Annotated in this window: 10 protein-coding genes; 7 read left to right on the plus strand and 3 right to left on the minus strand. The window is 60.6% G+C overall.

Annotation, left to right across the window (positions count from 1 at the left end):
- Positions 1-80 precede the first annotated feature (80 nt).
- The 7 genes from AAH446_RS09565 (at position 81) to AAH446_RS09595 (ending at position 8,453) form a co-directional block, all read left to right on the plus strand.
- Positions 81-1,349, plus strand: a complete 1,269-nt coding sequence (locus tag AAH446_RS09565) for an isochorismate synthase (RefSeq protein ID WP_342906484.1) — start codon at positions 81-83, stop codon at positions 1,347-1,349.
- A 75-nt stretch (positions 1,350-1,424) separates the two neighbouring features.
- Positions 1,425-3,077: a 2-succinyl-5-enolpyruvyl-6-hydroxy-3-cyclohexene-1-carboxylic-acid synthase gene (menD, locus tag AAH446_RS09570; RefSeq protein ID WP_342906485.1), complete on the plus strand. Its 1,653-nt coding sequence runs from the start codon at positions 1,425-1,427 to the stop codon at positions 3,075-3,077.
- Complete coding sequence (menH, locus tag AAH446_RS09575) at positions 3,074-3,853, plus strand: 2-succinyl-6-hydroxy-2,4-cyclohexadiene-1-carboxylate synthase (RefSeq protein ID WP_342906486.1); 780 nt, start codon at positions 3,074-3,076, stop codon at positions 3,851-3,853. The genes menD and menH overlap by 4 nt, the downstream gene beginning before the upstream one ends.
- A complete protein-coding gene (menB, locus tag AAH446_RS09580) occupies positions 3,850-4,707 on the plus strand; it encodes a 1,4-dihydroxy-2-naphthoyl-CoA synthase (protein WP_342906487.1) in 858 nt (285 codons plus the stop codon). Before menH ends, menB begins: the two co-directional genes overlap by 4 nt.
- Complete coding sequence (menC, locus tag AAH446_RS09585; RefSeq protein ID WP_342906488.1) at positions 4,704-5,675, plus strand: o-succinylbenzoate synthase; 972 nt, start codon at positions 4,704-4,706, stop codon at positions 5,673-5,675. Before menB ends, menC begins: the two co-directional genes overlap by 4 nt.
- 49 nt (positions 5,676-5,724) lie before the next feature.
- The gene (gene menE, locus AAH446_RS09590; protein ID WP_342906489.1) at positions 5,725-7,134 is read left to right on the plus strand and encodes an o-succinylbenzoate--CoA ligase; all 1,410 of its coding nucleotides are present in this window, start codon (positions 5,725-5,727) and stop codon (positions 7,132-7,134) included.
- A 122-nt stretch (positions 7,135-7,256) separates the two neighbouring features.
- Positions 7,257-8,453, plus strand: coding sequence for a nicotinamide mononucleotide deamidase-related protein YfaY (locus AAH446_RS09595; RefSeq protein ID WP_342906490.1), 1,197 nt, complete (start codon positions 7,257-7,259; stop codon positions 8,451-8,453).
- Between the two features lie 70 nt (positions 8,454-8,523).
- Here AAH446_RS09595 and yfaE read toward each other — a convergent pair whose 3' ends face one another.
- From yfaE to nrdA, 3 genes are all read right to left on the minus strand, one after another.
- Positions 8,524-8,784 (minus strand): class I ribonucleotide reductase maintenance protein YfaE, encoded by a 261-nt coding sequence (gene yfaE / locus AAH446_RS09600; protein ID WP_342906491.1) that lies wholly within the window; start codon positions 8,782-8,784, stop codon positions 8,524-8,526.
- Position 8,785: 1 nt separating this feature from the next.
- Positions 8,786-9,916, minus strand: coding sequence for a class Ia ribonucleoside-diphosphate reductase subunit beta (nrdB, locus tag AAH446_RS09605; protein ID WP_342906492.1), 1,131 nt, complete (start codon positions 9,914-9,916; stop codon positions 8,786-8,788).
- Positions 9,917-9,998: 82 nt separating this feature from the next.
- Complete coding sequence (gene nrdA / locus AAH446_RS09610) at positions 9,999-12,284, minus strand: class 1a ribonucleoside-diphosphate reductase subunit alpha (protein ID WP_342906493.1); 2,286 nt, start codon at positions 12,282-12,284, stop codon at positions 9,999-10,001.
- Positions 12,285-12,441: the final 157 nt, after the last annotated feature.

Raw genomic sequence — 12,441 nt, forward strand, 5'->3', positions numbered from 1 at the left:
ACCCGGCGGGTCTGGATCAATATCTGCCTCCTGAAGGCACGCTAAAATAGCCCTCCTTTCCGCTGAATGGACACGCTGTTTTGCCGCTTTTCACTGCGCTTCAAACGCTGCGCCAGCAGCTCTCTCAGGTGACCGGATGCCGGTCAGGATATGCCCACTTTACCGCCGACGCTTCGGCTGAGAGGGACAGTCTGGCCTGGCTGGCGTCGCAGCCGCACTGGCCGAAATTTTTCTGGCAGTCCCGTGAAGGGAACGAAAGCCTGGCGGCCTGTGGCGCGCTGAATAAGGCGGATTCACCGGCGCAGGCCGCGCAGCGGCTCCAGACGCTGCCGCCCGGCTGGAAACTGGTTGGCGCTAACGCCTTCGGAGCGGAAAGCCTCTTCTTTATGCCGCGTCTACTCTGGCAGGGCGGACACGTGACGGTCTTTATTCAGGGGGATCTTGCGAAAGATGCCCGGCGGGCGATTGAGTTTATCGATGGACTGGTTCCTGCCCGGCCACAGGAGATGCTGCCGCCGCCGACGGACCATATGATTCATACGCCGGGGCAGGCGGACTGGACGCATCTGGTGACAAGGGCGCTGGCGGCGATAACCGGTGGCGCTCTCGACAAAGTGGTGCTGGCGCGCGCGACCGATCTGCATTTCTCTTCTGCGGTTTCGCCTGCGGCGTTGCTGGCGGCGAGCCGCGCGATTAACCCTCACTGCTACCATTTTATGCTGGCCTCAGGGCCCCAGGACGCCTTTGTCGGTTCGAGTCCCGAACGGCTTTACCTTCGTCAGCATCAGCAGATGCAAAGCGAGGCGCTGGCCGGAACCTGTGCCGGTTCAGCTGACGATGGTCTGGCATATCATCTGGCGCAAAAGCTGTTAGCGGATGAAAAAAATCAGCGGGAAAATCTTATGGTGGTGGCGGACATCCGTCAGCGGCTACAGCCCATCGCCGGGCAGATCCATGTAGCGCCTGTTGAAGTTGTGCGGTTACGCAACGTGCAGCACCTGAGGCGGAAAATTCACTGCGCGCTGCGGGTTCTGGATGATGCTGCCTGCCTCGCGCAGCTCCAGCCAACCGCGGCAGTGGCCGGGCTGCCCCGCCAGCCCGCCAGGCGATTTCTCCAGGAGCATGAGCCTTTTCAGCGCGGCTGGTATGCCGGTTCGGTGGGGTATCTCTCTTTAGCTGAGAGCGAATTTGCGGTGGCTTTACGCTCGGCGCAGGTGACCGGCGATCGCGTCCGTCTTTACGCCGGAGCGGGCATTGTGGCTGGTTCACAGGCGAGCGAAGAGTGGCGTGAATTAGATCAAAAAGCGGCTGGCCTGGGCTCGCTGCTGGGAATGCATTTCGCACAGTAACCCTGCCTCAAATCAAAATGCCCTGGCGGCGGCGCTCATATACTTGAAGGCCGCGCTTTCGATCTGGAATGGGTTATGTCACGCAGCACCTTTAACCGCCGCTGGGCCGGCGTCATCCTTGAAGCTTTGACCCGACACGGCGTCCGTCATCTCTGCATTGCGCCCGGCTCGCGCTCAGCGCCCTTAACGCTGGCGGCCGCGGCGCATCCCCGGCTGGTTTGCCACACCCATTTTGATGAACGCGGACTCGGCCATCTGGCGCTCGGGCTGGCTAAAGCGACCCGCCAGCCGGTCGCGGTGATCGTCACCTCCGGCACGGCAGTGGCAAATCTCTATCCTGCGGTGATTGAAGCGAAGCTGACCGGCGAGCGGCTGATTATGCTCAGTGCGGATCGCCCCCCGGAACTGATCGACTGCGGCGCCAGCCAGGCCATTGAGCAGCCGGGCATCTTTGCCGGACATGCGGCCGCCCTTAACCTTCCCCGACCCTCACCGGCGATTTCCGCCCGCTGGCTGGTTACCGCCGTTGACGCGCTGCTGGGCCAGCATCCTTTCGGCGCGGTTCATCTCAACTGCCCCTTCGCTGAACCGCTCTACGGAGGCGATCCCGACGCTTACCAAAGCTGGCAGGAGGAACTGGGAAGCTGGTGGCAGGAGACGCAGCCCTGGCTTCAGTACGAGGCAGGTGCGGCAGTAAGCGTTCGTGAGGCGTGGACGGGACTGCGGCTGAAACACGGGGTGATCGTGGTGGGCAAGGTGACGCCCGAAGAGGGAAGGGCGATCGCGGCGTGGGCTGACGCACTCGGCTGGCCGCTGCTGGCAGACGTGCAGTCACACACCGGGCAGCCGCTCCCCTGTGCGGAAATCTGGCTGAGAAAGCCGCAGGCACGGCAGGCGCTGTCGCAGGCGGAGATGGTGGTGCAGTTTGGCAGCCATTTGACCGGTAAACAGCTTAACCACTGGCTGACGAACCACCATCCTGAAACCTGGTGGCTGATTGAGGCGATGCCGGGCCGGCGGGATCCTGCCCATCACCGGAGCTGTCGCATTCAGGCCGATATTTCCCGCTGGCTGGCGGCGCATCCTGCCGGTGAATGCGTGCCGTGGCGATCGCAAATTATCCGCTTTGCGGCTGAAACGCGTGAAGAGTCGATGATGAACCCGCCCCCTTTCGGCGAGGCGCTGCTGGCGCAGCGGCTGTCGGCGTTTCTCCCCGCAGGCGGCGCGCTTTTCCTGGGCAACAGCCTGACGGTGCGGCTGGTGGATGCGCTCTGCCAGCTGCCGGCAGGGTATCCGGTCTATGCCAGCCGCGGCGCCAGCGGCATTGACGGGCTTATCGCCACGGCGGCGGGCGTTCAGCGCGGAAGTGGACAGCCGCTGCTGCTGATTCTGGGCGATATTTCGGCACTGTACGATCTCAACAGCCTGGCGCTGCTGAGGCAGGTCAGCGCACCGGTAATAGCGATCGTTATCAACAATAACGGCGGCCAGATTTTCTCCCTGCTGCCCACGCCCGAAGAGGCGCGGGAGCGCTTCTTTGCCATGCCGCAGCATATCCATTTCGCCAGCGCGGCCAGTATGTTCGGGCTTCGCTACGCCTGTCCGGAAAGCTGGGACGATCTTTGCGTGGCCGTTGAGCGGGGCTGGCAGGGACCAGCGACGCTGATTGAACTGCGCGTTGCGGACGACGACGGAGCCCGCTTTCTGGCTCAGGCAGGTAAACAGTGAGGCTTCACGCGCGCTGGCAGCGTGGCCAGGACAGCAGCAGGCCGGTGCTGGTCTGGCTGCACGGCTTTCTGGGCAACGGTGATGAGTGGCGGGCGATCCAGCCCCATTTTAGCGAGTGGCCTCAGCTGAGCCTGGATCTTCCGGGACATGGCGGTTCCAGCGCCAGCCGCGTTGAGGGGTTTGAGGCGCTTTCCGGAACGATCGCCCGCACGCTGCACGGCTATCAGATCCAGCGTTACTGGCTGATTGGCTATTCGCTGGGCGGACGGATAGCGCTCAGTCATGCCTGCCAGCCTGACAGTGAGGGGCTGAGCGGAGTGATTGTCGAGGGCGCGCATCCCGGACTCAGCTGTGAAAACGAACGGCGGGAAAGAGGCGAAAGTGATGCCCGCTGGGCGCGCCTTTTCCGTCAGCAGCCGCTGCTAAAGACGCTGGATCTGTGGTATCGCCAGCCGGTATTTAACGATCTTAACGAGAATGAACGGCAGGAAACGATCGCGCTCCGGCGGCAAAATCACCCTGACGCGCTGGCGGCAATGCTGCTGGCGACGTCGCTTGCCCGTCAGCCAGATCTTACTGCTGAACTCAGGCAGCTCCGCCTGCCCGTTCACGCCATTTGCGGCGAACGGGACGCTAAATTCCTGCATCTGGCGCAGCGGGCAGCGCTGCCCTGCCACAGCATTCCCTCCGCAGGTCACAATGCCCACCGGGCTAATCCGCAGGCGTTTGCTGCCCAGCTCAGGCAAATTTTAACTCAGTGTAAGGACTCCCCATGATTTACCCCGATGAAGAAAAGCTTTCTGCTCCGGTCGAATGGCGGGAGAGCGGCATGGGTTTCAGCGATATCCGGTTTCATAAATCGCCGGAAGGGATCGCGAAAATCACCCTGAACCGCCCGGAGGTACGCAACGCTTTTCGCCCCCATACCATCAAAGAGATGATGCTGGCGCTTGCCGATGCGCGTCACGATGAAAAAATCGGCGTCATTGTGTTAACCGGCGAAGGTGATAAGGCGTTCTGCGCTGGCGGCGATCAGAAAATTCGCGGTGACTATGGCGGTTACCGGGATGAGACGGGCGTGCATCACCTTAACGTGCTCGACTTTCAGCGGCAGATACGGACCTGCCCGAAGCCGGTAGTGGCCATGGTGGCGGGCTATGCCGTCGGCGGCGGCCACGTTTTACATATGATGTGCGACCTGACTATTGCCGCAGATAATGCGCAGTTCGGCCAGACGGGGCCAAAAGTGGGCTCCTTTGACGGTGGCTGGGGCGCCGCCTATATGGCCCGTATTGTCGGGCAGAAAAAAGCGCGGGAGATCTGGTTTCTCTGCCGGATGTACAGCGCTCAGCAGGCGCTCGATATGGGGCTGGTGAATACCGTTGTGCCGCTGGCGGAGCTGGAGAGGGAGACGGTACGCTGGTGCCGCGAGATACTGGAAAACAGCCCGATGGCGCTGCGCTGCCTGAAGGCGGCGCTGAACGCTGACTGTGACGGTCAGGCCGGGCTACAGGAGCTGGCGGGCAACGCCACCATGCTTTTTTATATGACCGAAGAGGGGCAGGAAGGGCGGAACGCCTTTAACCAGAAACGGCCGCCCGACTTCCGCAAATTTACGCGCAATCCATGAAGCGCCGCGCCTTACTTTTCCGCTACAGAATCCCGCTTGAGGCGGGCGTGGTACTGCGGGACAGCCGGATAAAATACCGGGAAGGGCTGCTGGTCAAGATCGGTGAGGCGGGCCGAGAAGGGTGGGGCGAGATTGCGCCGCTGCCGGGCTTCAGCCATGAAACGCCTGATGCGGCACAGCAGGAGGCAGCGGAGCGGCTGCGGCGCTGGGTTAACTGCGGGCATGATACGGAGAGCGCGCTGCCTTCGGTTGCTTTCGGCCTCAGCTGCGCGCGGGCTGAGCTTGCCGGTGAACTGCCGGGCGGGGCGGACTGGCACAGCGCCACCCTTTGCAGCGGCGATCCCGATGAACTCCTCCTCCGCCTTGGCGCACAGCCTGCGCCCGTGGCCAAGATGAAGGTGGGGCTTTATGAACCGGTGCGCGACGCGATGATGGTGAATCTGCTGCTGGAAGCGCTGCCGCAGCTGACGCTGAGACTGGACGCAAACCGCAGCTGGAGCCAGGAAAAGGCGCGCCGCTTTGCCGGTTTTATCGCCCCTGCACAGCGCGCCCGCATCGCTTTTATTGAAGAGCCCTGCCGTACGCCGGCGATCTCATCCCAGTTTGCGGCGGAAACAGGCCTGGCGCTGGCCTGGGATGAGAGCAGCCGGGAAGCGGGCTTTCACCTCGCCGTCACGCCCCAGCTTCGCGCGGTCATTATCAAGCCATCGCTGACAGGCAGCCTCTCCTCCGTGCGCGAACGTATAACCCAGGCGCATCAGGCAGGACTGAGCGCCGTCATCAGCTCGTCCCTGGAGTCGAGCCTCGGGCTGACCCAGCTGGCGCGCCTCGCCCGCTGGCTGACGCCGGCGGCCATGCCCGGCCTGGATACGCTCGGATTAATGCAACAGCAGCTGATACGGCGCTGGCCGGGCTCTCCTTTGCCGCTTCGTACCGAAGAGTCGCTGGAAATCGTATGGCGCAGCTGAATCTCCTGCGGTTGATACATGCTCTTCTGTATTTACTGGGATCTTCTGCATGGAAGGCATAAAGACCTGGCCCTGGCAGCACTGGGCGCAGCGCAGGCCCGGTGAGCGTGCGCTTATTGAAGGCGATGCCGCACTCAGCTGGTCGCAGCTTGCATATCAGGTGGAGCAGCTGGCGACCGCCTTTAAAACTCAGGGTCTGCAGAGGGGATGCGGCGTTATGCTGCGGACAGCCAACAGCCGGGCAGCCGTGATGGCTTATCTGGCCCTGCTGCGCTGTGGCGCAAGGCTGCTGCCGGTCAATCCGCAGCTACCTCAGGCGCAGCTAAGGACACTGCTGCCTTCACTGAATATCGATTTCATGCTCGATCTGACGGCGGAGCCATTGCCTGGCGATCGACCAGCAGAGTTGACTATGGCAGCCTGCGCCATGGACCGATCTTTCGACCCCACGTCAGTAAAAGCCTCCGCAGGCAATTTACAGCATCGCTGGGATAGCGCATCCATTGCGACCCTGACCCTGACCTCGGGGTCTCGCGGGCTGCCTAAAGCGGTTGCCCACACCTTCAGCGCGCATCTTGCCAGCGCGAAAGGGGTGAGTGAACGTCTCGCTTTTACCGCTGCTGACGCCTGGCTGCTCTCCCTGCCGCTTTTTCACGTTTCGGGGCAGGGCATTCTCTGGCGCTGGCTTTACGCGGGCGCCACCCTCGGCCTTTCCGGCGACAGGCCGCTGCACGAGGCGCTGGCGCACTGCTCCTTCGCCTCGCTGGTGCCTGCCCAGCTCTGGCGCCTGCTGCGGCAGCCTGCGCTTCCTGCGGGGCTTAAGTGCGTGCTGCTGGGAGGATCGGCAATACCCGCCGCACTAACCACGCTGGCGGAAGCACGGGGTATCGCCTGCTGGTGCGGCTATGGCATGACCGAAACGGCCTCGACCGTGACGGCGATGCGGGCCGACGGCAGCGGCGGTGTAGGAACCGCGCTGGCCGGTCATCAGGTTACGCTGGCGGCGGACGAAATCCGGTTGAAATCGGCGGCGCTGGGGCTGGGCTACTGGCGAAACGGCGAGCTGCTGCCGCTGGCCGATGAAGAGGGCTGGTTCGCTACCCGCGACAGGGGGCGCTGGCGCGACGGTGGGCTTCAGGTAACGGGCCGTACGGATAACCTGTTTTTCTCCGCGGGTGAGGGCGTTCAGCCTGAGCTGATTGAGCAGATCCTGTTGCAGCATCCTGCGGTATCGCAGGCGTTTATTGTGCCGCTGGAGGATGAGGAGTACGGCCACCGGCCGGTGGCGCTGCTGACGACAACGGCACCGCTCAGCGACATTGCCGGCTGGGCGAAGCCCCGGCTGGCAGGCTTTCAGCGTCCCGTCCGCTGGTATCCGCTGCCGGCGCTGGGCGAAGGCGGTATAAAACTTTCCCGTAAACGGCTGGCTGAATGGGTGGCGGATCGGCAACAGGCGTGAAAGGGCGCTTCAGCGACGCAGAGTGACTCCTCTCCGGTATATGTTGTTAAACAGAAAAGAGAGTTGTGTTTAACCGGGTAGCTTCATACAGTTAACGGACACAGGCAGACCCGGAGAAAAGAATGATAAGAGTGGAAATGCTCTCAACAGGCGATGAAGTGCTGCACGGTCAGATCGTCGACACTAACGCCGCCTGGCTGGCGGAGGTTCTGTTCCAGAACGGCCTGCCGATGTCCAGCAGGCAGACGGTTGGCGATAATCTCGATGAGCTGGTTGAGGTGCTGGTTCAGCGCAGCAAGGTGGCTGATGTGCTGATCGTGAACGGCGGGCTGGGGCCGACCAGTGACGATCTGAGCGCGCTGGCGGCGGCCAGAGCGGCTGGCGTCGATCTGGTCATGCATGAAGAGTGGCTCAGCAAAATGAGCGCTTTTTTCGCCAGTCGCGGCAGGGAAATGGCGGCGAGCAACCGCAAGCAGGCGGAGCTGCCTGCCGGTGCGGAGATGCTGGATAATCCGGTGGGGACGGCCTGCGGCTTTGCGCTGGAGCTGAACCGCTGCTGGCTATTCTTCACGCCGGGCGTGCCGTCCGAATATAAAGTGATGGTTGAACAGCAGATCCTGCCGCGCCTGAAGGCCCGTTTCTCACTCCCCGAACCTCCAGTCTGCCTGCGGATGACCACCTTTGGGCGGGGTGAAAGCGATCTCGCCTCGGCGATTGAACCGCTGCCGCTGCCCGAAGGCGTGGTGATGGGCTATCGCGCCTCAATGCCCATTATTGAGTTGAAGCTTAACGGCCCTGCCTCAAGGCTGCCGGAGATGGAAGTTTTCTGGCAGAAGGTCCGTGAAATCGCCGGCGAAAGCGTTATCTTCGAAGGCACTGAAGGGCTGCCTGCGCAGCTGGCGCGGCGGCTGAAGGCGCAACGTCTCAGCGTTGCCGTAAGCGAACAGTTTACGGCCGGGTTAGTTCACTGGCAGCTGGCGTCTGCGGGTGCCGGGCTGGGTGAAGGAAACGTGCTGCCGACGCGCCCTGAGTCGCTGGCGCAGCTGGCAGAGCGCGGCGGAGAGCTGGCTGCCGCCTCCGGCACGGAAATCGCGCTGGTCGTGGGGGGAATGGAGGAGGAGAGGCTGTCTTTCGCGCTCTTTACGCCCGCGGGGTGCTGGGCGCAGCGGGTCAAGTTTAACGTGAGCCGTCACGGACTGAAAACCCGTCAGGACGTGGTGGCGATGCTGGCGCTGAATATGCTGCGTCGCTGGCTCGACGGAATGGAAGTGACCACGGGGCACGGCTGGGTTGAGGTGGAAGAAACGCTGAAGGCCTGAGAGAGAAACGGGGCGATATCTTCGCCCCGGTGACAGAATGGGTAGCGGAAGCGGCAGGTTTTCGCTGGCCTCACATCTCGATTTCAATATCCCCTTTTGCCGTGCAGCAGCAGGGTAAAATCTCATCCTGCTGCACAAAGGCCAGCGGCCGGGCGGCGTAGCAGACTTCGCCCTTCAGCAGCCGGGTGCGGCAGGAGCCACAGTAGCCTTCGCGACACTGATACTCGACGGGAATGCGGTGAAACTCCAGCGCATCCAGCAGTGAACGATGCTCATCCTGACAGTGCAGCTGCGTACCGGAAGCACGCAGCGTAATGATCGATCCGGCCATTTTACAGCTGGAAGTCGTCGAAGTCGTTTTCGCCTACTTCGGAGTCGATCTGGCCTACCAGATAGGAGCTCACCTCCACTTCCTGCGGCGCAACCTGCACGTTATCCGACACCAGCCAGGAATTGATCCACGGGATCGGGTTAGAGCGGGTTTTGAACGGCAGATCGAGGCCGACAGCCTGCATGCGGATATTGGTGATGTACTCAATGTACTGCCACAGGATATCTTTATTCAGGCCAATCATAGAGCCGTCGCGGAACAGATATTCTGCCCACTCTTTTTCCTGCTGAGCGGCCAGCACGAACAGGTCATAGCACTCCTGGCGGCATTCGCGGGCGATTTCAGCCATCTCCGGATCGTCTTCGCCGCTGCGCAGCAGGTTCAGCATGTGCTGGGTGCCGGTCAGGTGCAGCGCTTCGTCGCGGGCGATCAGGCGGATGATTTTGGCATTGCCCTCCATCAGCTCGCGTTCCGCAAAGGCGAACGAGCAGGCGAAGCTGACGTAAAAGCGGATCGCTTCCAGCGCGTTGACGCTCATCAGGCAGATATAGAGCTGTTTTTTCAGCGCGCGCAGGCTGACGGTCAGGCTCTTGCCGTTAACCTGATGCGTGCCTTCACCCAGCAGATGCCAGTAGTTGGTCATCTCAATCAGATCGTCGTAGTAGCCAGAGATATCTTTGGCGCGGGAAAGGATCTGCTCGTTGGTCACGATATCGTCAAACACGATGGCCGGATCGTTAACGATATTGCGGATAATATGGGTATAGGAGCGTGAGTGGATCGTTTCCGAAAACGCCCAGGTTTCAATCCAGGTTTCCAGCTCGGGAATCGAGATCAGCGGCAGCAGCGCCACATTCGGGCTGCGGCCCTGAATGGAGTCGAGCAGCGTCTGATACTTCAGGTTGCTGATGAAAATATGCTTTTCATGATCCGGCAGGCCCTGATAGTCGATGCGATCGCGGGAGACGTCCACTTCTTCCGGACGCCAGAAGAAGGAGAGCTGCTTTTCGATCAGCTTTTCAAAAATGTCATACTTCTGCTGATCGTAGCGCGCGACGTTAACCGGCTGGCCGAAAAACATCGGTTCATCCAGCTGGTTGTTTTTATTCTGCGAGAACGTTGTGTAAGCCATTTGCGTCAATCCAGTAAACGCGGGCCGGTCAGACCGACCCGTGGAGCGAAGAAGGGGACAGAGTAGCCTGCCCCGCTGTTAATTAAATCTTGCAGGCGCCGCTTTCACAGCCGTCATCCTGAACGGAAGGGGCCAGATCGTCCTGCGCGTCTTCCGCACCGTCACGAGTGTTCTGGTAGTAGAGCGTTTTCACCCCGAACTTGTAGGCCGTCAGCAGATCTTTCAGCAGCTGCTTCATCGGTACGCGGCCATTAGCAAAGCGCGACGGATCGTAGTTGGTATTCGACGAGATAGCCTGGTCGATAAACTTCTGCATCAGGCCGACCAGCTGCAGGTAGCCGTCGTTATTTGGCATATCCCACAGCAGTTCATAGCTCTCTTTCAGGCGCTCATACTCCGGCACCACCTGACGCAGGATGCCATCCTTGGACGCTTTAATGCTGATATGGCCGCGCGGTGGCTCAATGCCGTTGGTGGCGTTAGAAATCTGCGAAGAGGTTTCAGACGGCATCAGGGCAGAAAGCGTGGAGTTGCGCAGGCCGTGGGTTTTTATCTGCTCACGCAGGCCGTCCCAGTCCAGATGCAGCGGCTCGTTGCTGATCGCATCCAGGTCTTTCTTATAGGTGTCGATCGGCAGGATGCCTTGCGCGTAGGTGGTTTCGTTGAACCACGGGCAGGCGCCTTGCTCTTTCGCCAGCTCGTTCGACGCCTTCAGCAGATAATACTGAATCGCCTCGAAGGTCTTATGGGTCAGGTTATTGGCGCTGCCGTCTGAGTAGCGGACGCCGTGCTTCGCCAGGTAGTAGGCGAAGTTGATCACGCCGATACCCAGCGTGCGACGGCCCATCGCGCCGCGTTGAGCGGCCGGAATCGGGTAATCCTGGTAGTCGAGCAGCGCGTCAAGCGCACGCACGGCCAGGGTCGCCAGCTCTTCCAGATCGTCCAGGCTGTCGATGGCGCCCAGGTTAAAGGCGGAAAGCGTACAGAGGGCGATTTCACCGTTCTCGTCATTCACGTCCATCAGCGGTTTGGTTGGCAGCGCAATTTCCAGGCAGAGATTCGACTGGCGAACCGGCGCGATGCTGGCATCAAACGGGCTGTGGGTGTTGCAGTGGTCCACGTTCTGAATGTAGATGCGGCCGGTAGAGGCGCGCTCCTGCATCATCAGCGAGAAAAGGTCGACGGCCTTAACGCGCTGCTTGCGGATGCTGTCGTCAGCTTCGTATTTGGTGTAGAGGCGCTCGAACTCATCCTGATCGGCAAAGAAAGCGTCATACAGACCCGGCACGTCTGAAGGGCTGAACAGCGTGATATCCTGGCCTTTAAGCAGGCGCTGGTACATCAGCTTGTTCAGCTGTACGCCGTAATCCATATGGCGTACGCGGTTACCTTCAACGCCACGGTTATTTTTCAGCACCAGCAGGCTTTCCACTTCCAGATGCCACATCGGATAGAAAAGGGTCGCCGCGCCGCCGCGAACGCCGCCCTGTGAACAGGACTTCACTGCGGTCTGGAAGTGCTTATAGAACGGGATACAGCCGGTATGGAACGCTTCGCCACCGCGAATCGGGCTGCCCAGCGCACGAATGCGGCCAGCGTTGATGCCGATGCCGGCACGCTGGGAAACATACTTCACAATCGCGCTGGAGGTGGCGTTGATGGAATCCAGGCTGTCGCCGCACTCGATCAGCACGCAGGAGCTGAACTGACGGGTCGGCGTGCGCACGCCGGACATGATCGGCGTAGGCAGGGAGATTTTAAAGGTTGAAATCGCGTCGTAGAAGCGCTTCACATAGTCCAGACGCGTCTCGCGGGGATAGCCGGAGAAGAGGCAGGCCGCAACCAGAATATAGAGGAACTGCGCGCTCTCATAGATATCGCCGGTCACGCGGTTCTGCGCGAGATATTTCCCTTCCAGCTGCTTCACGGCGGCGTAGGAGAAGTTCATGTCGCGCCAGTGGTCAATAAAGCCGTCCATCTGCTCGAACTCTTCCACGCTGTAGTCTTCCAGCAGGTGGCGATCGTATTTGCCCAGATCCACCATGCGCTTCACCTGGTCATAAAGCTTAGGCGGCTCAAACTGGCCGTAGGCTTTTTTACGCAGATGGAAGATGGCGAGGCGGGCCGCCAGATACTGATAGTCCGGCGCGTCGCGGGAGATCAGGTCGGCGGCGGATTTGATGATCGTTTCATGGATATCAGAGGTGCGCATCCCTTCATAAAACTGAATGTGGGAACGCAGTTCAACCTGCGAAACAGAAACGTTATGCAGACCTTCTGCAGCCCAGTCAAGCACGCGGTGGATTTTATCGAGGTTAATGCGTTCGGTGCGGCCATCGCGTTTAGTGACAAGCAGGCTCTGATTCATGGGGCGTAATATCCTGTCCGTGAGATCGAAAATATCCCCCGTTTATGCACAGACTGCTCAGGTGTGAGTAACTCTGTGGATAAACACTATATATAGGGGGTAAGAGAAGTATTGATAACAATATGGTGGTTATTTTAGTAATTTCTGCGATCTTAAC

The sequence above is a fragment of the Erwinia psychrophila genome (assembly GCF_039023475.1).
GTDB lineage: Bacteria > Pseudomonadota > Gammaproteobacteria > Enterobacterales > Enterobacteriaceae > Erwinia.